This is a genomic window from Roseateles oligotrophus (assembly GCF_025717515.1).
In the GTDB taxonomy this organism is placed as follows: domain Bacteria; phylum Pseudomonadota; class Gammaproteobacteria; order Burkholderiales; family Burkholderiaceae_C; genus Paucibacter_A; species Paucibacter_A oligotrophus.
Map to the genome: position 1 here is coordinate 327,149 of NZ_JAJIRN010000009.1, position 19,740 is coordinate 346,888.

Below are 19,740 nucleotides of genomic sequence, written 5' to 3' on the forward strand. Positions count from 1 at the left end.
TGGCGATGAAGCAGTCCAGAGATCTCGAGCCTGAAGCAGACGCTGCTCGATCCACTATTGCGCCGCGAGATGTGCTGCTTGCGGACATCGGCGGCTCTCACATTCGCCTGGCGAGGCATAGGCCAGGCGATGACTGCGAGTTGCTCGCCACGGTGCCGACACCGACGAAGGATTGGGGGCAATTCTGTGCCGCGCTCAGCGGGGCAGTTCGCGTGTTTGCGAAACCGTCGGCGGCCCTGTCCATCTCCATCGCGGGCGTCGTATCGCCGCAGACCGGCCAGTTGGTGGCGGCCAACATTCCCTGCCTGAACACCCGGTCGCTGGCCAAGGAGCTGGCGGCGCTGCTGGGTATGCCCGTGGTGGTCACCAATGATGCGGATTGCGCGGCATTGGCGGAGGCTCGGGTGGGGGCGGGCGTCGGCCACGGCGTCGTGTTTTGTGCCGTCCTCGGCACCGGTGTCGGGGGTGGGCTGGTCGTCGACGGGCGGCTCGTCCGGGGTGCGGGCGGCCTCACCGGCGAATGGGGGCATGGCCCCATCGTGAACGAGGCGATGGTCCGGTCTGGCGATGGCCGCAGCGTCCGAGTGCCTCGATTCCGGTGCGGCTGCGGCATGAGCGGTTGCGCTGACACGGTCGGTGGCGCGCGCGGGCTGGAGCGGCTGCATGCCTTCTTGAGTCAGACCGATCTGAGCAGCCATCAGATTCTGGATGATTGGATGGCCGGCGAGCCCATGGCCCTTGCGACGGTTGCCGCCTATATCGAACTCATTTCGGGCCCGCTGGCACTCGTCGTCAACGTCACCGGCGCGAGCGTGGTGCCGGTGTGCGGAGGGCTGAGTCGATGCAGCGATCTCGTCAGCGCACTCGACGTGGCGGTGCGCAGGCAAATTCTGCGCAACAGCGACCGCGCCCTGGTCGTTCCAAGCCTGCTGAACGACCGGGCCGGTCTCATCGGCGCCGCCTATGCGTACGCCTGATCTCACCTGATCTCACCCGAATAGACGAGCGAGCGAGCAAGCCGATGAGCCTCCTGGAAGTCTGTGTCGATGATGTCGCGGGGTTGAACGCGGCGATTCAAGGCGGCGCCGACCGCATCGAGTTGTGCAGCAGCTTGGCAATAGGGGGCCTCACGCCCTCGGCCGGGTTGATGGCCGAGGCCAGCCATCATTCGGTACCCGTGGTCGCACTGATTCGCCCAAGAAGCGGTGGCTTCCTGTACTCCGCGGCCGAAGAGCGGGTGATGTTGCGTGACATCGAGTTGGCCGCCGAGCTGGGCCTTGCCGGTGTCGCCATCGGTGCCTTGACCCGCGAAGGCTCACTCGACCTCGCCATGCTCGGTCGGCTGGCAAGGCGCGCCGAAGGACTCCAGTTGACGCTGCACCGCGCCTTCGATCTTGTGCGCGACCAAACGACAGCGTTGGAGGAAGCAATTTCCCTGGGCTTTCACCGAATCCTCAGTTCGGGTGGTGCGCCGAGCGCGCCTGCCGGCGCAGCCCAACTCGCCTCTTTGGTCGAGCAAAGCCGGAGTCGAATCCAGATCCTGGCCGGCAGCGGCATCAACTCCGAGAACGTGGCGGAGCTCTTGTTCTCGACGGGCGTGCAGGAGGTACATGCTTCATGTCGCACCCTTGAGCTCGAGCCGGCGCCTGAATTGCTGGCGTTCGGATTTGCAGGACCGTCTTGTCGAGCCACCTCGGCCATGGTGGTACGGGCCCTCAAGCTGTGCATCCTTGAGCATGGCCAGAACGGGAACAGGCCGCCCTTCCATCTGCCCACGCATAGAGTGAGCCGGCGAGAAGGAGAGTGAGCCAAACTCTCGGAGAGCCGATTGCGGATTTATTAGGTCCGCAGTCCTGCCAACTGCTTGGAACTGCTATGCGCGGCTGATCAAACGTCGATATTCCCGGCCCTCAGCGCGTTTTGCTCGATGAATTCGCGCCTGGGCTCAACTTCGTCGCCCATCAGCATCGTGAACACGCGGTCGGCTTCGATGGCGTCGTCGATCTGCACGCGCAGCAGGCGGCGCACGGTCGGGTCCATCGTCGTTTCCCACAACTGGCTGGGGTTCATTTCACCCAGCCCTTTATAACGCTGACGACCGACGGAGTTCTCGGCCTGGGTCATTAGCCAGGACATCGCCGTGCGGAAGTCGGGGATCTTGCTTTCCTTGGCCTTCTCGCCTTCACCCTTGCGCACCACGGCGTTTTCGCCGATCAGGCCCTTGAAGGTCACGCCGGCGCTGGCCAGCACCGCGTAGTCGGCGCTGTGCACAAAGTCGGCATTGATGACGCTGGAACGGGTGTTGCCATGCTGCTTGCGGCTGATGCGCAGCAACAGTTTGTCGGTGCGCTCGTCGTACTCGCTGTGCACCTCGGCTTCGTGCAGCGCGCCTTGCATGGCGACGGCTGCGGCTTCGGCGGCTTCCTTGTTGTCGAGATTGATGGCCAGGCCACTGGAGAGCACGCGCAGCGCTTCAAAGTCCATCCAGTTGGACAGGCGGGTGATCACGCTCTCGGCCGCGACATATTGGCGCGCCAGGGTTTCCAGCGTCTCGCCGCTGAGCACAGCATCGCCGATACCGGTGTGCAGATGGGCGTCCTGCATCGCGATCTTGAGCAGGAAGCCGTCCAGCTCATGCGCGTCCTTCAGGTACTGCTCATGCTTGCCGACCTTGACCTTGTAGAGCGGCGGCTGGGCGATATAGATATGGCCGCGTTCGCATAACTCCGGCATTTGACGGTAGAAGAAGGTCAGCAAGAGCGTGCGGATGTGGGCGCCGTCAACGTCCGCGTCGGTCATGATGATGATGCGGTGGTAGCGCAGCTTGTCGGGGTTGAAGTCATCGCTGCCGGCGCCGCGGCCGATGCCGGTGCCCAGGGCGGTGATCAGCGTCAGGATTTCATTGCTGGTCAGCAACTTCTCATAACGCGCCTTCTCGACGTTCAGAATCTTGCCGCGCAGCGGCAGGATGGCCTGGAACTTGCGATCGCGACCCTGCTTGGCGGAGCCGCCGGCGGAGTCGCCCTCGACGATGTAGATTTCGCACAGCGCGGGGTCTTTTTCCTGGCAGTCGGCCAGCTTGCCCGGCAGGCCCAGGCCGTCCAGCACACCCTTGCGACGAGTCATCTCGCGTGCTTTGCGGGCCGCTTCACGGGCGCGGGCAGCGTCCAGGATCTTGCCGCAGATGATCTTGGCGTCGATCGGGTTCTCGAGCAGATAGTCGGTCAGCAGGCGGCTGACGATGTCTTCCACCGGTGCACGCACCTCGGATGACACCAGTTTGTCCTTGGTCTGCGAGCTGAACTTGGGCTCGGGCACCTTGACCGAGACCACGCAGGCCAGGCCTTCGCGCATATCGTCGCCGGCCACCTCGACCTTGGCCTTTTTGGCGAGGTCGTTGTCGGTGATGTATTTGTTCAAGACCCGCGTCATCGCCGCGCGCAGACCGGTCAGGTGGGTGCCGCCGTCACGCTGCGGGATGTTGTTGGTGAAGCAGAGCACGTTCTCGTTATAGCTCTCGTTCCACTGCATCGAGACCTCGACGCCGACATTGGTGCCTTGGTCGCTGATCTTGTCGCCTTGGGCGTGGAAGATCGTCGGGTGCAGGGTGTTCTTGCCCTTGTTGATGAACTCGACAAAGCCCTTGACGCCGCCCGCGTAGGCGAAGTTGTCTTCCTTGTTGTTGCGCTCGTCGACCAGGCGGATCTTCACGCCGTTGTTCAAGAAGCTCAGCTCACGCAGGCGCTTGGCCAGGATGTCGTAATGGAACTCGTTATTGGTCTGGAAGATCTCGGTGTCGGGCACGAAGTGGACTTCGGTGCCGCGCTTGTCGGTCTCGCCGACGATCTTCATCGGGCTGACCTCAAAGCCGTCACGCATTTCCAGCACGCGGTCTTGCGGCACGCCTTGCTTGAAATCGAGTTGGTGAATCTTGCCATCGCGGCGCACCGTCAGGCGCAGCGTCTTGGACAGGCCGTTCACGCAGCTAACGCCGACGCCGTGCAGACCGCCGGAGACCTTGTAGCTGTTCTGGTTGAACTTGCCGCCGGCATGCAGCTCGGTTAAGGCGATTTCGGCGGCACTGCGCTTGGGCTCATGCTTGTCGTCCATCTTGACGTCGGTCGGGATGCCGCGGCCGTTGTCGATGACGCTGATCGAGTTGTCGGTATGGATGGTGACGATGATGTCGTCGCAATGGCCGGCCAGCGATTCGTCGATCGAGTTGTCGACGACTTCGAAGACCAGGTGGTGCAGACCGGTGCCGTCGGAGGTGTCACCGATATACATGCCCGGGCGCTTGCGCACCGCTTCCAGGCCTTCCAGGATCTGGATCGAATCGGCGCCGTAAACGCCACCCGAGGCGGCTGCCGCCGTTTGCTTGTCGGTCAGGCCTTCGGCATTGGCGCTTGCATTTTCAGCCGGGTTGGATTCGGGATTCTGGGCATCTGTCATCTGGAACTCTCTCTAACTTGGGCCAAAACTCAAGCCCTTCAAAAGCGCACAAGCGGGCCTAGGCCCGCTCTGGTTGAAACTCTGTCTTGGCCGGGCTAGATCCGCATTGGCATGACGACGTATTTGAAGCCGGTCTGCTCGGGGATGGTGATCAGGGCGCTGGCCGAGCTGTCGTTCAGGTCGATGCTGACCATCTCTTGGCTCATGTTCTGCAGCACGTCCATCAGATAGGTGACGTTGAAGCCGGTCTCGATCAGGTCGCCGGCGTAGTCGATGTCGATTTCTTCGCGGGCGTCTTCTTGCTCGGCATTGCTGGACACGATCGACAACTGACCGGGCTCGAAGGAAAGGCGTACGGCCTTGAACTTCTCGCTGGTCAGGATGGCGGCGCGCTGCAGGCTGGCCAGCAGTTGCAGGCGGCCCAGCGTGACGTTGAACTTGTGGCTCTTCGGGATCACGCGGTTGTAGTCGGGGAACTTGCCCTCGACCAGCTTGGTGACGAACTCCATGCCGGAGAAGCTGAACTTGGCCTGGTTGCCGGCAAAGCGCATTTCGATCGGCTGCTCGTCGGCTGCGTCCTTGCCGCCATCCTTCAGCAAGCGCATCAGTTCCAGCACGGTCTTGCGCGGCAGGATGACTTCTTGCTTGGGGATCTCGGTCTCCAGCTCCGCCTGCGCCAGCGCCAGACGGTGGCCGTCGGTGGCGACGAGCGTCAGGCTCTTGCCTTCGGCGACGAACAAGATGCCGTTCAGGTAATAGCGTATGTCATGCACCGCCATCGAGAAATGCACCTGGTTGATCAGGTGCTTGAGGGTCTTTTGCGGCACGGCGAAGGCGGGGCCGAAGTCGGCCGCCTCTTGCACCAACGGGAAGTCGTCGGCCGGTAAGGTCTGCAGCGTGAAGCGGCTCTTGCCACCTTGCAGCGTCAGCTTGGAAGCATTGGCAGTTAGCGAAACGGTCTGGTCGGCCGGCATCGAGCGCAGGATGTCGATCAGCTTGCGTGCGCCCACTGTGGTGCTGAAGTCGCCGGCATCGCCGCCCAACTCGGCCGTGGTGCGGACTTGAATTTCCAGGTCGCTGGTGGTCAGCTCCAGGTTCGCGCCTTGCTTGCGTATCAGTACGTTGGCAAGAACGGGCAGGGTGTGGCGCCTCTCCACGATGCCTGCAACCGCCTGTAGGGCGCCGAGCACCTTGTCTTGGGGGGCTTTCAACACAATCATGTCAACCTCTTTCCGCTTATCTGGCTTGTTCTAACCGGGCTGGCCGTCTCACGGCAGCGCCCCGCATTTTGACCTACTCGAAGGCCATTTTTTGCCGAGGCAAGCCAAGTCTTTTGACTTCCGTACCTCGGATAGACGCAATTTGGCGCTGGATCAACCTTTCAGCGTCTGCTCCAGCACATGCAGTTGCTGGTTCAGCTCGGTATTCTTCTGGCGCTCGCCGCCGATCTTGCGCACCGCGTGCAAGACCGTCGTGTGGTCGCGCCCGCCGAACAGCTCGCCGATTTCGGGCAGGCTCTTTTGCGTCAGCTCCTTGGCGATATACATGGCGATCTGGCGTGGCCGGGCAATGCTGGCTGGGCGCTTCTTGCTGTACATATCGGCGATCTTGATCTTGTAGAAGTCGGCCACGGTCTTCTGGATGTTCTCGACCGAGATCTGCCGGTTCTGGATCGACAGCAAGTCCTTCAATGCCTCGCGCGCCAGCTGGATATTGATTTCCTTGTGGCTGAAGCGGCTGTAGGCCAAGACCTTGCGCAGCGCGCCTTCGAGCTCACGCACATTGGCGCGCACGTTCTTGGCGATGAAGAAGGCGACATCCTCGGGCATCGGCGTCTGTTCGGCCTCGGCCTTCTTGATCAGAATCGCGACGCGCATTTCCAGCTCGGGCGGCTCGATCGCCACCGTCAGCCCGGCATCAAAACGGCTGGTCAGGCGCTCATCGATATCGGCCAGACCCTTGGGGTAGGTGTCGCTGGTCATGATGATGTGAGCGCGCTTGGCCAGCAAGGCCTCGAAGGCATTGAAGAACTCTTCTTGCGTGCGCTCCTTGCCGGCGAAGAACTGCACATCGTCGATCAGCAGCAGATCGAGCGAGTGGTACTTGGCCTTCAGCTCATCAAAGGTCTTGCGCTGGTAGTTCTTCACCACGTCGGAGATGAACTGCTCGGCATGCAGATAGAGCACGCGAGCGTCGGGCTTGTCCTTCAGCAAGGCGTTGCCGACGGCATGGATCAAATGGGTCTTGCCCAGGCCGACGCCGCCATAAATGAACAGCGGGTTGTACATCGCCCCCGGCGCGCCGGCCACATGCAGCGCGGCGGTGCGGGCCATCTGATTGGCGCGGCCGGGCACCAGGTTGTCAAAGGTCAGCGCGCTATTGATGCGGTGGCGACTGGCGCTCGGCGGCAAATTTTGAGGCGGGCTCTGGGGCTTCTGAGCCTGTTGTTGCGAAGGCTGAGCAAGCATGGCCGCGCCGCCGCCTTGGGTGCCATCGGCCACCGTCGGGCTCGCCTGATTGCCGGGATTGATGGACACCGGACGCAGTCCGTTGTGCAGCACTTGCCCAGGCGCCATCACGGGCTGGCTCGTCGGCGTGGCCGTTGCCGCAGGAGCCAAACGGGCCTGCGAGTCACGTGTTGCCAGTGCCAGATCCAGGCGAGCCGGCCTGCCGGCCAGTTCGGACAGAATCGATTCGATGCGGCCAGCGTACTGGTTGCGAATCCAGTCAAGTTTGAAACGGTTCGGGACGCGCAGGGACACGACCAGGCCGCCTGCTTCCGCGCTATCGGTAATGACCGCTGGCGGCAAGGGGCGAATCCAGGTGTTGAATTGCTGCTCCGGCAACTCGGCAACCAGCCTTTCGCAGCTGAGTTGCCAAAGGCTCGAGTTGTTGTTCGAGTTGGTGTCGGCGGTGGCTGCAACCGGAATTGAGTGGTCTGTCATCGCGCCATCTGCATCAAATATGTCTGAGCTTGTTACGCCAAGCATGTCTGCGCTCATTGTGGAAAACTTGTTCTAGAGCGGCCGGATTGTACGGGTCCCAAGCCGTAAAACCGATAGTTATCCACAGATTTTTTGGATGCACCAAGCCCAGGCAGGGCGCTGCGGCAATCAGTCAAGTGTTGACCTCGCTTCAATTCTTTGGTGTAATCGCGGGTTTTCCGGACGCTGGATAAAGCGGAGTAGGAATGTTTGGCCACCGACCGCATGAACTTGCGGCCTTTTGCCGGACGCCTATCCACGCGGCGCTGGTGAGCTTGGGCGGTACTCAACCGAATGCGGCGGGTCGAATGACTCGTTGTGAGCGGAGTCTGCCAAGGTTTGCGAGTGCATGCGAACGCATAAGCGGCGCCCCGGCGCGGCACACATCAGTGGCCGTCGCAGCGTGGTTTTTGGCTTGGATTGATCTCGAGCCGGCAGCCACCCGACGTCCGGGGTGCAAACCGCAATCCGTTTTGCAAGCCGGCGACTGATCGCCAACAACCGCTAAAGCGTCATCCGACGTCCTTAGACCTTCGCTATTTCTGCCTAGAGGGCCTCATCATGAAACGTACTTACCAAGCCTCCAAGACCCGCCGCGCCCGTACCCACGGTTTTCTGGTTCGCATGAAGACACGCGGCGGCCGCGCCGTCATCGCTGCGCGCCGCGCCAAGGGCCGCAAACGCCTGGCTGTCTAAGTCTAGATAGCAGAGTCATGATCGGCCGCATCGTGCGATCGGCCGACTTTGAGCGCGTGCTGGCCAGCTCCAGCCGCGTGCGCAGCAGTCATTTCGCGGTACACCATCTTGCCGCCTGTCCTAGCAAGCCTGCCAAGGTCTTATCCACCGCCGCAGTCAAGTTATCAACAGGCGATGCACAAGTCATCCACAAGCCTGTGGATGAAGTGCCGCCCGACGCTTGCTGGCTGGGTGCCATCGTGCCCAAACGCCATGCGAAACGATCGGTGACTCGCTCGCTGATGAAGCGCCAGATCCGAGCTGCCTTTGCCGAACAACCCGCTTTGCCGCCCGGCTTGTGGGTGGTGCGGTTGCGCGCGCCTTTCGACCGCAAGCTGTTCCCCAGCGCAGCCTCGGATGCCTTGCGTTCGGCCGTGCATACCGAGCTGGCGCAGTTGGTCGGCCGTGTGCTGGCTCGCTCCAAGCCCTGAGCGGCAGGCCTCCCGATATGCTCACCATTGCATCGATTGCGCAGCGGGCCTTGATTGGCTTGGTGCGTGGCTACCGTTTGCTGCTGAGCCCTTGGCTCGGTGCGTCTTGCCGTTTTGAGCCGACTTGCTCGGCCTATTCGCTCGAAGCGCTGCAGCGCCACGGTGCGTTGGCGGGTAGCTACCTGACCGTGCACCGCATCTTGCGGTGCAATCCGTTTTGCGAAGGCGGCCATGACGGCGTGCCTGACAATGCGCCCGGCCTGTTCACCCGTCTCGGGTGCGTGCCTGCGTCCCCTCCTCGAAACTCCAATCCAGAAGCCTCCTCATGACCGATATACGCCGCACCGTGCTGTGGGTGGTGTTCACCATGTCTCTCGTCCTGCTCTGGGACGGCTGGCAAAAACACAATGGGCAACCATCCATGTTCAGCCCGCCGGCGCCGAAAGTCGCCGCTGTTGCTCCGGCCGGGCCGAACGGGGCGACCGCCGTTCCTTCCGCGGCCAATGCGCTGCCCGGCGCTCAAGCCGGCATGGCGGCTGTGGCCGCGCCTGCCGCTGCCTTGGCCGGTGAAAAAGTCCACATCAAGACCGATGTGCTTGACGTCACGCTGGACACCTTGGGCGGCGATGTCACCCGGGTTGAGCTGCCCAAATATCTGAGCGGCCCCGAGCCGGGTCTGTTTGACCCGATCTTGCAGGCGGTCGGCATCAAGCCCAAGCCGGTCAACGCGCAAGCACCTATCGTGCTGTTGGACAGCGCCGGCCAGAGCTACAAGGCTCAAAGCGGCTTGATCGGCAGTCAGGGCGAGGCCCTGCCGACCCACAACACCTTGATGAGCGTGCAGGCAGGCGAGCGCGAATTGAAGGACGGCGCCAATGAGTTGAGCGTGCGTATGGAGTCGGCCGAGCAGGGCGGCGTCAAGTACATCAAGACCTTCACCTTCAAGCGTGGCGACTATGTCATCGGCGTCAAGCATGAGATCGTCAATGTCGGCGCTGCCGCCCTGACCCCGCAGGTCTATGTGCAACTGGTGCGCAACGGCACGGCCGGCCCAGGCGGCACAGCGTTCACCTCGACCTTCACCGGCCCGGCGCTCTACACCGACAAGGCCAAGTTCCAGAAGGTCGAGTTCAAGGACATCGACAAGGGCAAGGTTGAAATCGACAAGAGCGCCGACAACGGCTGGGTCGCGATGGTTCAGCATTACTTCGCCAGCGCTTGGCTGCATAACGACGCCGCGCCGCGCGAGTTCTTCATCAACAAGGTCAAGGGCGCGGTGCCCGAGCAGTACGCCGTCGGCATGGTGTTCACGCTGCCGGCCGTCGCTGCCGGAGCCACCGCCAGTCATCAAGACCAACTGTTTGTCGGCCCGCAGGAAGAAAACAAGCTGGCCGCATTGGCGCCTGGCCTCGAGTTGGTGAAGGACTACGGCATCTTCGCCATCCTGGCCAAGCCGCTGTTCTGGTTGCTGGAAAAACTGCACGCGATGCTGGGCAACTGGGGCTGGGCCATCATTGCGCTGGTCGTGTTGCTGAAGATCGCCTTCTACTGGCTCAACGCGAGCGCCTACAAGAGCATGGCCAAGATGAAGGCCGTCGGCCCCAAGGTGCAAGCCATGCGCGAGCGCCTGAAAGACAAGCCGGCCGAGATGCAGCAGGAAATGATGCGCATCTATCGCGAAGAAAAGGTCAACCCGATCGGCGGCTGCCTGCCGATCTTCCTGCAGATGCCTTTCTTCATGGGGCTGTACTGGGTTTTGCTGTCGACGGTTGAAATGCGCGGCGCGCCTTGGCTGGGCTGGATTGTTGACCTCTCGGCCAAGGACCCATACTTCATTCTGCCGCTGTTGATGACGGCGTCCAGCTTGTTCCAGGTCTGGTTGAACCCGACGCCACCCGATCCGATGCAGGCCAAGATGATGTGGTTCATGCCGCTGGCCTTCAGCTTCATGTTCTTCGTCTTCCCGTCCGGACTGGTGCTGTATTGGCTGACCAACAATATCTTGTCGATTGCCCAGCAATGGTTCATCAACAAGCGGCTGGGCGTACAAGGCTAGTCATCGCTCGCTGTCAATAAAAAGCCCCCAAGGCGCAGAACCTTGGGGGCTTTTTTCATGCTGTGCCGTAAACCTTCATTCAACCCGGCGCGGCCCGCCTTGGCAGCGGCGGCGCCACCTCAAAACGCTGCTTGGGCTTTTCGGCTCTGTCATACAGGCCTTGGACCTTGGGCAAATTGGCCTCGATGTCGCGAATCCGGGTCGGGCCGGCAGGGTGGGTGGACAGCCATTGCGGTGGTGCGCTTTTGCCGCCTGCACTCATTTTTTGCCACAGGCTGACGCCGGCAGCCGGGTCATAGCCAGCCCTTGCGGCCAATTCCATGCCGACCAGATCGGCCTCGCTTTCATCCTCTCGGCTGAAGGTCAGCGTCAGCAATTGCCCGCCCATGCCCAGCACCGCGTCGCCGACATTGCCCAGCCCCAGAAGGCTGGACAGTACCCCGGCGCCCAGGCGAGTGGCATTGGTTTTGGCCATCCGCTCGCGCGCATGTTCGCGCAGCGCATGCGCCACTTCATGCCCCATGATGGTGGCGACCTCGTCGTCGCTCAGCTTGAGCTTCTCCAGAATTCCGTAAAAGAAGGCGATCTTGCCGCCCGGCATGCAAAAGGCATTGAGCTGCGGGTCGGCAATCAGATTGACCTCCCACCGCCATTGCTTGGCGCGTGGATTCCAGGTGAAAGACTGCGCAATGATGCGTTCGGCGATGGCCCGTAGCCTTAGCAACTGCGGGTGGTTGGCGGGCGCCAAGGCGCGTTGTTGATTGGCCTTGACCATCATCTGCTGGTAGTTCTGGGCGCCGGCCGATTCAATCCCTTCGGCCGACACGAAACGGGTCAGCACGCTGGTCTTGCCAACCTCGACCCCCTCGCTGGCCCAAGCCGGCAGCAGCGCCGAAGCGCCGAGCAGGCCGGTGAAAATGCGCCGTGAACGCTGGATGCCGCCGCCGCTTTCGCGATGGCAGGCGCAGTTGCCGAAACCATAGGAGGGCGCAGCGGGCAGTTGTACTTCGGGACGGTAATCGAAATCTTGGGGCATGACAAAAATGGGGAGGCAATTGGCTGGTGTCGGGGGCTATTCTGAGGCCTGTGTGCGAAGGGCTTATTTCCGCCCATCGGCAGAGACATAGTCTTTTGGTCAACAATGCCGAATGCCGAAATCAACCGCCACCTCCAACCCCGGCGAGCCTAGCGTGCTCACGGTGCTCCAGCCCCAAGGCTTTCGAGCCGCCTTGGGCATGTTTGCCACCGGCGTCACCATCGTCACCGCGCGTGCGCCCGATGGCAGTCTGGTCGGCCTGACCGCCAACTCTTTCAACTCCGTGTCGCTGAATCCGCCCTTGGTGTTGTGGAGCCTGGGTCAAAAGGCCGGCTCGATGCCGGTCTTCAGTCGAGGTTCGCATTACGCAATCAACATCCTGGCGGCCGACCAAAAGGAGTTGGCGCAGCGCTTCGCCACCCGGGACATCGACCGTTTTGCCGGGGTCGCATGGAGCGAGGGGGTCGGCGGTGCGCCGGTGCTGGAAGGGGTCGCCGCCGTTTTTGAATGCGCCAACCGCAGCCAGTACGAAGAGGGCGACCACGTCATTTTTGTCGGCGAAGTCGAAAACTGCAGCTGGCGCGAAGGCGCCCAGCCGCTGATCTTTCACGGTGGACGCTACTACACCGAACTACCCATCTGAGCGGCTGCCGGCCGGCGCGCCTATTTGGCCGTCGCGCCGCCTGGGTTGAAAAAGGGAATCGGCGCGCCCGCATAGACATTCACCGGCAGCGCGCCGTTCCATTTGCCGGCCTTGACCATCTCGACCTCGATGCGGCGCAACTCCAGCACATCCTTGTTCTGAGCCAGCGCGGAGTTTTGAATCCGCAGCGCATCGGCCTGCGCGGTGGCGATCTTCAGATTGGCATAGGCCTCGCCGTCCGCCTTCGCCTTCAGTGCGGTGGCCTCGGCCTCGGCGACCGCAACTTTTTGCTTCTGCTCGGCCTCGACCGTGCGCACCTTGTTTTCGGCCGCCAGGCGCAACTGCTCCTGCGTGACCTTTTGGTTGATCGCACTCATATAGTCGGCCGAGAACGAGAAATTGCGCATGTCGACGTTGATGACCTGCGCCCCGTAGAGCTCCAGCTTGAGACGCAGCGCCGACAAGATATCGCTGGACACCAGGCCGCGCTTGGCGATCAGATCGGGTGCGTTGTACTTGGCAGTTACGGCCTTGAAGACCTCCTGCGTGGCGGTCTGCACATAGGACTGCAGGTTGCCGTCGTGGCTGTATTTTTCAAACACCTCGGCGACCCGATGGGTCTGGATGCTGTAGCGTACCGTCAGGCTGACCTTGACCGGCTGGGTGTCGCTGGTGCTGCCCTCGGCGTTCTCGACGCTGGCCTCCTCGGCCCGGATATTGAAGATGTCGAGCCGTTGCCAGGGCGCGATCAAGGTGAAGCCCTCCGCCTCGATGCCCTTGATTGCGCCGCCTACGGTGATGACGCCGCGCGAGCCTGTCGGTACGGTGCGCAGCGGCCACAGCCAGACGAGCACAAGGAGGGCCAGCAGCGCCAGGCCAAGGTCGCGCAGCATGGCTCCGGGTCTTGCGTAACCGTCAACTCGATAGCGATTATTGATGCTCATGGGAAGTCCTCCGTTATGGCCCTCGAGCCGGGCTATTGTTCTGACTCAGTTCACTCAATCCGACTTGCTCGCGCCCCAATGCCAGCGTGCTCGTTCACCCTTGCGCCAGCAAATCAGCAGCAACAAGGCGGTCAACAGCGTCACGCTGGAAAAGAAGGCAATTGCCTGCCGTTCGGGGGATAGCAAATAGGGCATCAGGCTCATCAAGCCGACGTAGACGACGAGCACCACCCAGCCTTGCCAGCGGATGGGCAAGCCCCAGCCCCAGCCGTAGCGCTTGGCCGGGAACCAGATTCCCTTTGTTTGTGATGTTTGATGTGTGTTCGTAGTCATCTGATTGCTCCGTTGGCGGAGGACATGGTGGTGGGATGGATGTCTGCACTGTGAGGGCCGGCGCATTAGGAACGCATAAGGACCGCATAAGAGAGCTGCGCCGCCGCTCATGAAACAATCGTTTCAACGGTGCACAGCCACTTCCTGAGCCCCATAATTCCCTTGAGCTGCCTGAATCAATCGAGCCTGCAACTTCATTTCATTTCCAGCATGCAACAAGCATTCAGCGACGCCACGGCCCAGACGATTTCCACCGCGGTGCCGCATCTGGTGCGAACGGCAACCGTGCGCGATGACCTCGTCGGCTGGGTCATGAGCGGGCGCAAGCGATTGGTTGCGCCGGCAGGCGAAGTCCAGTTCACTGCGGGGCAGGTCTTCGTCATCCCGCGCTTGACGCAGTGGGACATGATCAACGAGCCCAAGGCGGGCGGGCGTTATGAGGCCAGGCTGATTGGTTTTACGCCCAATTTGATCGAGCGATTTCATCAGCGATTTGGCCAGTTTTCGGCCACGCCTTCCGTGCAGGGCTGCGCCAGTTCGGTGGCGGATGAGAATTTCTCCGCCACCTTCAGCCATGCGCTGGCGGCGCTGAAGGACGGCGAGTCTTCAAACACGATGCGCGAGCATCGGGCGCTCGAAGTGTTGTTGCTGCTGGCGGAGCGCGGCTTGGTTTTCACCGCCACCCGCGAACTGGCTTGGGCAGACCGCGTGCGTCGCCTGGTTGCTCAGCGGCCCCAAGCCAACTGGTCGTTGAGCGATGTGGCCCAGGCGTTTCATCTTGGTGCCAGTACCTTGCAGCGCAGATTGGCCGAAGAATCGGCATCGGTTAGTCAATGTATTCGCGAGGTCAGGTTGGAGACCGCCATGGCCCTGCTGCAGGATTCCGGCCTGCAAGTTTCGGAGGTCGCGGCTCGATGTGGCTACGATTCCCATAGCCGGTTTTCTGCTGCGTTTCGTGAGCGTTTCGGATACACGCCGTCCCATTTGAGGCCTTGAGGCCGCTCTGCGCTGCGGCGCACAGCTTTTGAAGCCCGCGGGCTAACGGCCAACAACAAGGCCAGGCAATATGGAGCCTCTTCCTTGTTTGAAAGCAAACCATGAAACGTATCCTCTTTGCAACTGCGCTGATCGGCGCATCCGCCCTTATCCAAGCCGCCGAGTTCAAGCTCAGCAGCCCCGACATCAAGGCGGGCGGCATGATGGACAAAAAGTTCGAGTTCAACGGCTTTGGCTGCACCGGCGAGAACAAGTCGCCGGCGCTGCAATGGAGCGGCGCCCCCGCAGGCACCAAGTCCTTTGCCGTGACGGTGTACGACCCTGACGCTCCGACAGGCTCGGGTTGGTGGCATTGGTCAGTCATCAACTTGCCGGCGGATGTCAGCGAACTCAAGCCGGACGCCGGTCTTGTGGGCGGCGCGAATCTGCCCAAGGGCGCAAGCCAGGTTCGCATCGACTATGGCGTTGCCGCTTGGGGCGGCACCTGCCCGCCGCAAGGCGACAAGCCACACCGCTACATCTTCACGGTGCACGCGCTCAAGACCGAGAAGTTGGAAATCCCGGCCGATGCCACGGCCGCTTTGGCCGGCTACATGATCAACGGCAACTCGCTGGCCAAGGCCAGCTTCACCGCCAACTATGGTCGACCCAAGGCACAGTGAGCTTGAGTAAGCCCCAGCGCGCGCGAGTTCGAAACCATCGCCTGTCGCGGCCCGATGCCGTGCCGCGACCCGGCTGACAGGGCGGTCTACACTCAGGCAAAACGGCATTGCAGGAGATGGCGATGAACTGGCAGACGCACAGCCTCAGCAACCAGGTCGATGAGTTGCGCGACTACGCGTTGTTCGACACCGACCCCGCCTTGGTCGAGGGCGTGCAGCGCGCCGGTGCCGGTTGGCATGCGCCGCAACTGTCCGACTACGGCTTGCTGTTGGGCAAGAGCGAAACCTACCAATTGGCCGAGCAGGCCAATCGTTATGTTCCCGAGCTGAAGACCTTCGACGCCCGCGGTCGGCGCATTGATCAGGTGGACTTTCACCCCGCCTGGCATCAGTTGTTGGCGATCTACCGTGCGCAAGGCCTGGTCTCACTGAGCTTCGAGGAGCCGGCGCGCGCCGGCCGCTGGACGGCCTTTGCCGCCGGCATGTATCTGCATGGCCAGATCGAGGCCGGCACCTTATGCCCGGCGACGATGACGCAGGCCAGCATTCCGGTGCTGCAAAAGGAGCCGGCGCTTTACGCGGCGCTGCGCGACAAGCTGCACTCAAGGCGCTACGACGCCCGCGACCTGCCTGTCGCGCACAAGCACTCGATCTGGCTGGGCATGGGTATGACCGAGAAGCAGGGCGGCTCGGATGTGCGCTCCAACACGACCGAGGCCACGCCGCTGGGCGCAGGCGGACGCGGCGGCGAGTATTTGCTGCGCGGGCACAAATGGTTCTTCAGTGCGCCGATGTGCGACGCCCATCTGGTCGTCGCACGCAGCCCATCCGGCCACTCTTGCTTCTATGTGCCGCGCTGGCGGCCGGATGACAGCAAGAACCCGGTGCAGATCCAGCGCTTGAAGAATAAGTTGGGCAACAAGTCGAACTCGAGCAGCGAGGTCGAGTTCCTTGATGCTTGGGGGTTGATGCTGGGCGAGGAGGGCCGAGGTATCCCGACCATCATCGAGATGGCCGGCTATACCCGGCTGAATTGCGTTATCGGCAGTGCGGCGATCATGCGCCAAGCCCTGATGCAGGCCTTGCACTGGGCGAGGCGTCGGGTGGTGTTCGGCAAGCCGCTGGCGCAACAGCCCTTGATGCGGGTGGTGCTGGCCGACTTGGCGCTGGAGAGCGAGGCCGCCACCGCGGTGATGCTGCGTCTGGCCGAAGCTTTCGAACGCGATGACGGGATGACTGCCGGGCCGCTGGAGCGCGCCTGGAAGCGCATCATGACGCCGGCCGCCAAGTTCTGGGTCTGCAAGCGCGCGGTGGAGTTGACCGGCGAGGCGATGGAGGTGCTGGGCGGCAACGGCTATGTGGAAGAGGGTACGCTCGCCCGGCTTTACCGTGAGGCACCGGTCAATTCGATCTGGGAGGGCTCCGGCAATGTGATGTGCCTGGATGTGTTGCGTGCCGCGACGCGCGAACCCGAGGCTTTGCAAGTGCTGTTCGATGATTGGCAGCAACGGGCCCATGGCGAGCCGCGTCTGCTTGCTGCCTTGCAGGCGCTGCGGCAAGACCTGACCCTGCCGGTCGAACAGCTGGAGGCGAGCGGCCGCCGCTTTACCCAGGGGTTGCTGCTTTTGGGGCAGGCGCTGCTGCTGCGCCAAACTTCGCCGCAGCCGGTGGCCGAGGCCTTTATCGCTTCGCGCTTCGAGCCTGGCGGCGGGCGAGTCTATGGCTGCGGGGTGTTGGGCCAAGCGGCATTGGACGCGGTGCTGCAGCGCGCCTGCGGCGGTTTGTCGTAGGGGCGAGCGGCGCCGCGAACCTCAGGCCCGGGGGATAGGCCTGATTTCCGCGGGTCCGCAGCCGGCAATGCCGACTCGCCTTGGCTACTTCTTCAGCTGTTGCTGACGCTCTTTCTCGTAGCTGCCGTAAGGCTTGCGGTTTCGCTTCACGCACTCGTTGCGGCCGACCGTGTCGACGATACGCTCGCAGTCCTTCAGCGCGTTGTCCTGACCGATGTCGTAGAGCACCTCGCAAGCGCTCAACAGCACAACCGTGAACAGCAAACTCAGCAATAGCAGGGGCCTCATGATGGCGACCTTTCTTTGGACCGAAGAGGCCCCAGTATCTCTGCGCTCAGCCCCCGCCCTCGACCAATCTGTAGCCCACCCCTGGCTCGGTCAGCAAGCGCTGCGGGTCGGCCGGTGTGGCTTCGAGCTTGGCGCGCAACTGCCCCATATAGAGCCGCAAATAATGGGTGTGCTCGACAAACTCCGGCCCCCAGACTTCGGCCAGCAGCGTGCGATGCGTCAGCACCTGGCCGGCGTTGCGCACCAGTCGCGCCAGCAGCTTGAACTCGGTCGGCGTCAGGTGGATATCGGCGCCGTTCAGGCTGACGCTGTGTGCGGCCAGATCAACCCGCAGGCCTTGTTGCTCATACAGCGTCTGCGCCGGTCGGGTGTGCACGCCGCGGTGGCGCAAGGCCACGCGCATGCGCGCCAACAGCTCGCTGATGCTGAAGGGCTTGACCAGATAGTCGTCGGCACCGGCGTCGAGCAGCTGCACCTTGTGCGCGTCTTGTTCGCGCGCCGAGATGATCAGCACCGGGGTGCTCTTGTCATGGCGCAGCTGGGCCAGCAACTCGGCGCCGTCGCCATCCGGCAGGCCCAGGTCGAGCAAGATCAGATCGGCCGGCTCGGCGTGGATGAGCAAGGCCCGTGCCTCGGCCAGACTGGCGGCGCAGAGCAGCTCATAACCCTCCACCCGCAGTGCGCTGGCCAAGGTGGCACGCAACTCGCGGTCGTCTTCCAACAACAAGATTCTCAACAAGCTCATGCGGACATCTCCTCGGCTTGCGGCGGCGTGACGCTGGGTAGCCAGCATTCGAAACTGGCGCCTCCATGCCGGCGTGCCCGGTAGCGCATGCGGCCGCCATGCGCGTTGGCAATCGCCCGGCAGGCGGCCAGGCCGACGCCGGCGCCGCGGCGCGAGGTGGCATCCGGTCCGGCCGCATGCTGCTGTTCGGCGCCGCGTTGAAAGGCTTCAAAGATGCGCTCGCGCCAGGCCAGCCCGACGCCGGGGCCGCGGTCGCGCACCGCCAGAACAATGAAGCGCGCGCTACCTTCAAGCGCGGTGCGGGCCGATATTTCGATGCATGAGCGGGGTGCATATTTCTGCGCGTTGTCGACCAAATTTCCCAGCAGCTGGGTCAAGAGCAGCGCGTCGCAGCGCAGCAGCGGCAGCCCCGGCTCAAGCCGGGCTTGCAACTCGCTGGCGGTTGGACCGTCTGCGTTTGACGTTAGCGTGGCATGGCGCTGGCGGGCGCGCCGCAGCACCGCGCCGACGATCTCTTCGGCCGACTCCCAGTCCAAGCGCAGCAGTACGCCGGGCGCGTCCAGGCGCGCCAGTTGCAGGCTGTTGGCCGTCATATTGTTCAAGGCCTCGGTCTCGTCGATGATGGTGGCGGCCAGTCGCGCGCGCTGCGCCGGGCTGAGTCGCGCATCTTGATCCAGCAAGGAGGAGGCGGCCCCCATGATGCAGGCCAGCGGGGTGCGAAAGTCATGCGAGATCGCCGCCAGCAAGGCGTTGCGATTGGCCTGCGAGGCCGCCTCGTCGCGCGCCAATTGGGCCAGATGTTCGGTCGCCAAGCGCTCCAGCGCCAGGCCCATTTGCGTGCACAACAATTGCATATGGGTCAGCAGGCCGGCATCAAGCGCTTGGCTGCGGCTTGGCTGCAGCAGCGCCGCGCCCAAGCTGGCACCGCGCCCGCGGATTGGCAAATACCAGGCCGGTTGCTCCTCAAAGCGGCCGGTGCCGGGCCCAAAGGCTTGGGCCAGGCGCAGGCATTGCCAAAGGCCGGCGCTTTGCTCGGCGCTGGGGGCTTGGCCGCCATCGGTCTGCCATTGCACGGCCTCGGGCAAGTTCTGTTGCGGTAGGGTTTGGTCCTGGTGCAGCAGCATCAGTTGCACCGATGCGTCCAGTTGGGTCTGCATTTCGGCCTGCAGCAGCGGCGCCAGGCTGGCCCAGTCGCGCGCCTCGCGCAGGCTGTCGTTGAAGGCCCGCAAGCGCTCGGCTTGACCGGCCTGCCGCCTGGCCAGCGCGGCCTGGCGACGCAGGCTCGCGATCAATAGAGCGGTAACGCAACTCAAGGCCAGCATGGCCGCCAGCAGCAAGAGGTGCTGATTGCCTTCGACCGTCAGGCTGCCACGCGGGCTGACGAAACACCAGTTGAACAGCAGCACCGAGCCCAGACTGACGAGAATCGCCCTGGCCAGCGGTAGCCACAGGCTGGCCAGCGCCGCCCCCAATACCAGCAACATCGCCATATTGGCCAGGTTGACGCGCCCGTCCAGCCAGAACATCAACCACCAAGTCGCGCCCCAGATCAGGCCGGCGGGCGCCAGCTCAAACAAGGTTTTGAAATATCTCGCCATCCGCTTTTCTTGCATGCGCGCAACCTTAGCACTGTGGGCATCAGGAA

At 62.8% G+C, this 19,740-nt stretch carries 19 protein-coding genes; 10 read left to right on the forward strand and 9 right to left on the reverse strand.

What is annotated here, in order from left to right; translation table 11 throughout:
• Nucleotides 1–5: 5 nt before the first annotated feature.
• Complete coding sequence (locus LNV07_RS20580) at nt 6–977, forward strand: ROK family protein (RefSeq protein ID WP_263573058.1); 972 nt, start codon at nt 6–8, stop codon at nt 975–977.
• A 44-nt stretch (nt 978–1,021) separates the two neighbouring features.
• Nucleotides 1,022–1,807, forward strand: coding sequence for a copper homeostasis protein CutC (locus tag LNV07_RS20585; RefSeq protein WP_263573059.1), 786 nt, complete (start codon nt 1,022–1,024; stop codon nt 1,805–1,807).
• An 80-nt stretch (nt 1,808–1,887) separates the two neighbouring features.
• On the opposite strand, the gene gyrB is transcribed toward LNV07_RS20585, so the two are convergent.
• The 3 genes from gyrB to dnaA form a co-directional block, all read right to left on the reverse strand.
• Nucleotides 1,888–4,452: a DNA topoisomerase (ATP-hydrolyzing) subunit B gene (gene gyrB, locus LNV07_RS20590; protein ID WP_263573060.1), complete on the reverse strand. Its 2,565-nt coding sequence runs from the start codon at nt 4,450–4,452 to the stop codon at nt 1,888–1,890.
• A gap of 95 nt (nt 4,453–4,547) precedes the next feature.
• Nucleotides 4,548–5,672 carry a DNA polymerase III subunit beta gene (gene dnaN / locus LNV07_RS20595; protein WP_263573061.1) on the reverse strand — a complete coding sequence of 375 codons (1,125 nt, stop codon included), beginning with the start codon at nt 5,670–5,672 and terminating at the stop codon, nt 4,548–4,550.
• 153 nt (nt 5,673–5,825) lie between these two features.
• Complete coding sequence (gene dnaA, locus LNV07_RS20600; RefSeq protein WP_263573062.1) at nt 5,826–7,397, reverse strand: chromosomal replication initiator protein DnaA; 1,572 nt, start codon at nt 7,395–7,397, stop codon at nt 5,826–5,828.
• A gap of 600 nt (nt 7,398–7,997) precedes the next feature.
• On the opposite strand from dnaA, the gene rpmH reads away from it, so the two are divergent.
• The 4 genes from rpmH to yidC are packed head-to-tail and all read left to right on the forward strand — an operon-like array spanning nt 7,998 to nt 10,658.
• Nucleotides 7,998–8,132, forward strand: a complete 135-nt coding sequence (gene rpmH / locus LNV07_RS20605; RefSeq protein WP_054021782.1) for a 50S ribosomal protein L34 — start codon at nt 7,998–8,000, stop codon at nt 8,130–8,132.
• A gap of 17 nt (nt 8,133–8,149) precedes the next feature.
• Complete coding sequence (locus LNV07_RS20610) at nt 8,150–8,602, forward strand: ribonuclease P protein component (RefSeq protein ID WP_263573063.1); 453 nt, start codon at nt 8,150–8,152, stop codon at nt 8,600–8,602.
• 17 nt (nt 8,603–8,619) lie between these two features.
• The gene (gene yidD, locus LNV07_RS20615) at nt 8,620–8,931 is read left to right on the forward strand and encodes a membrane protein insertion efficiency factor YidD (protein WP_397545589.1); all 312 of its coding nucleotides are present in this window, start codon (nt 8,620–8,622) and stop codon (nt 8,929–8,931) included.
• Nucleotides 8,928–10,658 carry a membrane protein insertase YidC gene (gene yidC / locus LNV07_RS20620; RefSeq protein WP_263573064.1) on the forward strand — a complete coding sequence of 577 codons (1,731 nt, stop codon included), beginning with the start codon at nt 8,928–8,930 and terminating at the stop codon, nt 10,656–10,658. Before yidD ends, yidC begins: the two co-directional genes overlap by 4 nt.
• A 79-nt stretch (nt 10,659–10,737) precedes the next feature.
• Here yidC and LNV07_RS20625 read toward each other — a convergent pair whose 3' ends face one another.
• A complete protein-coding gene (locus tag LNV07_RS20625) occupies nt 10,738–11,694 on the reverse strand; it encodes a M48 family metallopeptidase (protein ID WP_263573065.1) in 957 nt (318 codons plus the stop codon).
• Nucleotides 11,695–11,806: 112 nt separating this feature from the next.
• Here LNV07_RS20625 and LNV07_RS20630 point away from each other — a divergent pair, with 112 nt between their 5' ends.
• Nucleotides 11,807–12,337, forward strand: a complete 531-nt coding sequence (locus LNV07_RS20630; protein ID WP_263573066.1) for a flavin reductase family protein — start codon at nt 11,807–11,809, stop codon at nt 12,335–12,337.
• Nucleotides 12,338–12,357: 20 nt separating this feature from the next.
• Here LNV07_RS20630 and LNV07_RS20635 read toward each other — a convergent pair whose 3' ends face one another.
• Complete coding sequence (locus tag LNV07_RS20635) at nt 12,358–13,281, reverse strand: prohibitin family protein (protein ID WP_263573067.1); 924 nt, start codon at nt 13,279–13,281, stop codon at nt 12,358–12,360.
• 54 nt (nt 13,282–13,335) lie between these two features.
• Complete coding sequence (locus tag LNV07_RS20640; protein ID WP_263573068.1) at nt 13,336–13,614, reverse strand: hypothetical protein; 279 nt, start codon at nt 13,612–13,614, stop codon at nt 13,336–13,338.
• A 210-nt stretch (nt 13,615–13,824) separates the two neighbouring features.
• Between LNV07_RS20640 and LNV07_RS20645 the strand changes: the two genes are divergently transcribed.
• The 3 genes from LNV07_RS20645 (at nt 13,825) to LNV07_RS20655 (ending at nt 17,062) form a co-directional block, all read left to right on the forward strand.
• Nucleotides 13,825–14,610: a helix-turn-helix transcriptional regulator gene (locus LNV07_RS20645; RefSeq protein ID WP_263573069.1), complete on the forward strand. Its 786-nt coding sequence runs from the start codon at nt 13,825–13,827 to the stop codon at nt 14,608–14,610.
• Between the two features lie 101 nt (nt 14,611–14,711).
• Nucleotides 14,712–15,272: a YbhB/YbcL family Raf kinase inhibitor-like protein gene (locus tag LNV07_RS20650; RefSeq protein WP_263573070.1), complete on the forward strand. Its 561-nt coding sequence runs from the start codon at nt 14,712–14,714 to the stop codon at nt 15,270–15,272.
• A 122-nt stretch (nt 15,273–15,394) separates the two neighbouring features.
• Nucleotides 15,395–17,062, forward strand: coding sequence for an isovaleryl-CoA dehydrogenase (locus tag LNV07_RS20655; RefSeq protein ID WP_263573071.1), 1,668 nt, complete (start codon nt 15,395–15,397; stop codon nt 17,060–17,062).
• An 84-nt stretch (nt 17,063–17,146) separates the two neighbouring features.
• Here the strand turns inward: LNV07_RS20655 and LNV07_RS20660 are convergent, their stop codons facing one another.
• The 3 genes from LNV07_RS20660 to LNV07_RS20670 are packed head-to-tail and all read right to left on the reverse strand — an operon-like array spanning nt 17,147 to nt 19,693.
• Nucleotides 17,147–17,350, reverse strand: a complete 204-nt coding sequence (locus LNV07_RS20660) for a hypothetical protein (protein ID WP_263573072.1) — start codon at nt 17,348–17,350, stop codon at nt 17,147–17,149.
• A 46-nt stretch (nt 17,351–17,396) separates the two neighbouring features.
• Nucleotides 17,397–18,095 carry a response regulator gene (locus LNV07_RS20665; RefSeq protein WP_263573073.1) on the reverse strand — a complete coding sequence of 233 codons (699 nt, stop codon included), beginning with the start codon at nt 18,093–18,095 and terminating at the stop codon, nt 17,397–17,399.
• Nucleotides 18,092–19,693 (reverse strand): ATP-binding protein, encoded by a 1,602-nt coding sequence (locus tag LNV07_RS20670; protein ID WP_263573074.1) that lies wholly within the window; start codon nt 19,691–19,693, stop codon nt 18,092–18,094. Before LNV07_RS20670 ends, LNV07_RS20665 begins: the two co-directional genes overlap by 4 nt.
• Between the last annotated feature and the right edge of the window lie 47 nt (nt 19,694–19,740).

What these genes read in the sequence shown, in the direction of transcription:
- LNV07_RS20645 (WP_263573069.1), top strand. Translation starts at nt 13,825, where the DNA reads ATGCAACAAGCATTCAGCGACGCCACGGCCCAGACGATTTCCACCGCG.
- yidD (WP_397545589.1), top strand. Translation starts at nt 8,620, where the DNA reads ATGCTCACCATTGCATCGATTGCGCAGCGGGCCTTGATTGGCTTGGTG.
- LNV07_RS20650 (WP_263573070.1), top strand. Translation starts at nt 14,712, where the DNA reads ATGAAACGTATCCTCTTTGCAACTGCGCTGATCGGCGCATCCGCCCTT.
- LNV07_RS20665 (WP_263573073.1), bottom strand. Translation starts at nt 18,095, where the DNA reads ATGAGCTTGTTGAGAATCTTGTTGTTGGAAGACGACCGCGAGTTGCGT.
- LNV07_RS20655 (WP_263573071.1), top strand. Translation starts at nt 15,395, where the DNA reads ATGAACTGGCAGACGCACAGCCTCAGCAACCAGGTCGATGAGTTGCGC.
- LNV07_RS20635 (WP_263573067.1), bottom strand. Translation starts at nt 13,281, where the DNA reads ATGAGCATCAATAATCGCTATCGAGTTGACGGTTACGCAAGACCCGGA.
- gyrB (WP_263573060.1), bottom strand. Translation starts at nt 4,452, where the DNA reads ATGACAGATGCCCAGAATCCCGAATCCAACCCGGCTGAAAATGCAAGC.
- LNV07_RS20630 (WP_263573066.1), top strand. Translation starts at nt 11,807, where the DNA reads ATGCCGAAATCAACCGCCACCTCCAACCCCGGCGAGCCTAGCGTGCTC.
- LNV07_RS20585 (WP_263573059.1), top strand. Translation starts at nt 1,022, where the DNA reads ATGAGCCTCCTGGAAGTCTGTGTCGATGATGTCGCGGGGTTGAACGCG.
- LNV07_RS20670 (WP_263573074.1), bottom strand. Translation starts at nt 19,693, where the DNA reads ATGGCGAGATATTTCAAAACCTTGTTTGAGCTGGCGCCCGCCGGCCTG.
- dnaA (WP_263573062.1), bottom strand. Translation starts at nt 7,397, where the DNA reads ATGACAGACCACTCAATTCCGGTTGCAGCCACCGCCGACACCAACTCG.
- LNV07_RS20625 (WP_263573065.1), bottom strand. Translation starts at nt 11,694, where the DNA reads ATGCCCCAAGATTTCGATTACCGTCCCGAAGTACAACTGCCCGCTGCG.
- yidC (WP_263573064.1), top strand. Translation starts at nt 8,928, where the DNA reads ATGACCGATATACGCCGCACCGTGCTGTGGGTGGTGTTCACCATGTCT.
- rpmH (WP_054021782.1), top strand. Translation starts at nt 7,998, where the DNA reads ATGAAACGTACTTACCAAGCCTCCAAGACCCGCCGCGCCCGTACCCAC.
- LNV07_RS20610 (WP_263573063.1), top strand. Translation starts at nt 8,150, where the DNA reads ATGATCGGCCGCATCGTGCGATCGGCCGACTTTGAGCGCGTGCTGGCC.
- LNV07_RS20660 (WP_263573072.1), bottom strand. Translation starts at nt 17,350, where the DNA reads ATGAGGCCCCTGCTATTGCTGAGTTTGCTGTTCACGGTTGTGCTGTTG.
- dnaN (WP_263573061.1), bottom strand. Translation starts at nt 5,672, where the DNA reads ATGATTGTGTTGAAAGCCCCCCAAGACAAGGTGCTCGGCGCCCTACAG.
- LNV07_RS20580 (WP_263573058.1), top strand. Translation starts at nt 6, where the DNA reads ATGAAGCAGTCCAGAGATCTCGAGCCTGAAGCAGACGCTGCTCGATCC.
- LNV07_RS20640 (WP_263573068.1), bottom strand. Translation starts at nt 13,614, where the DNA reads ATGACTACGAACACACATCAAACATCACAAACAAAGGGAATCTGGTTC.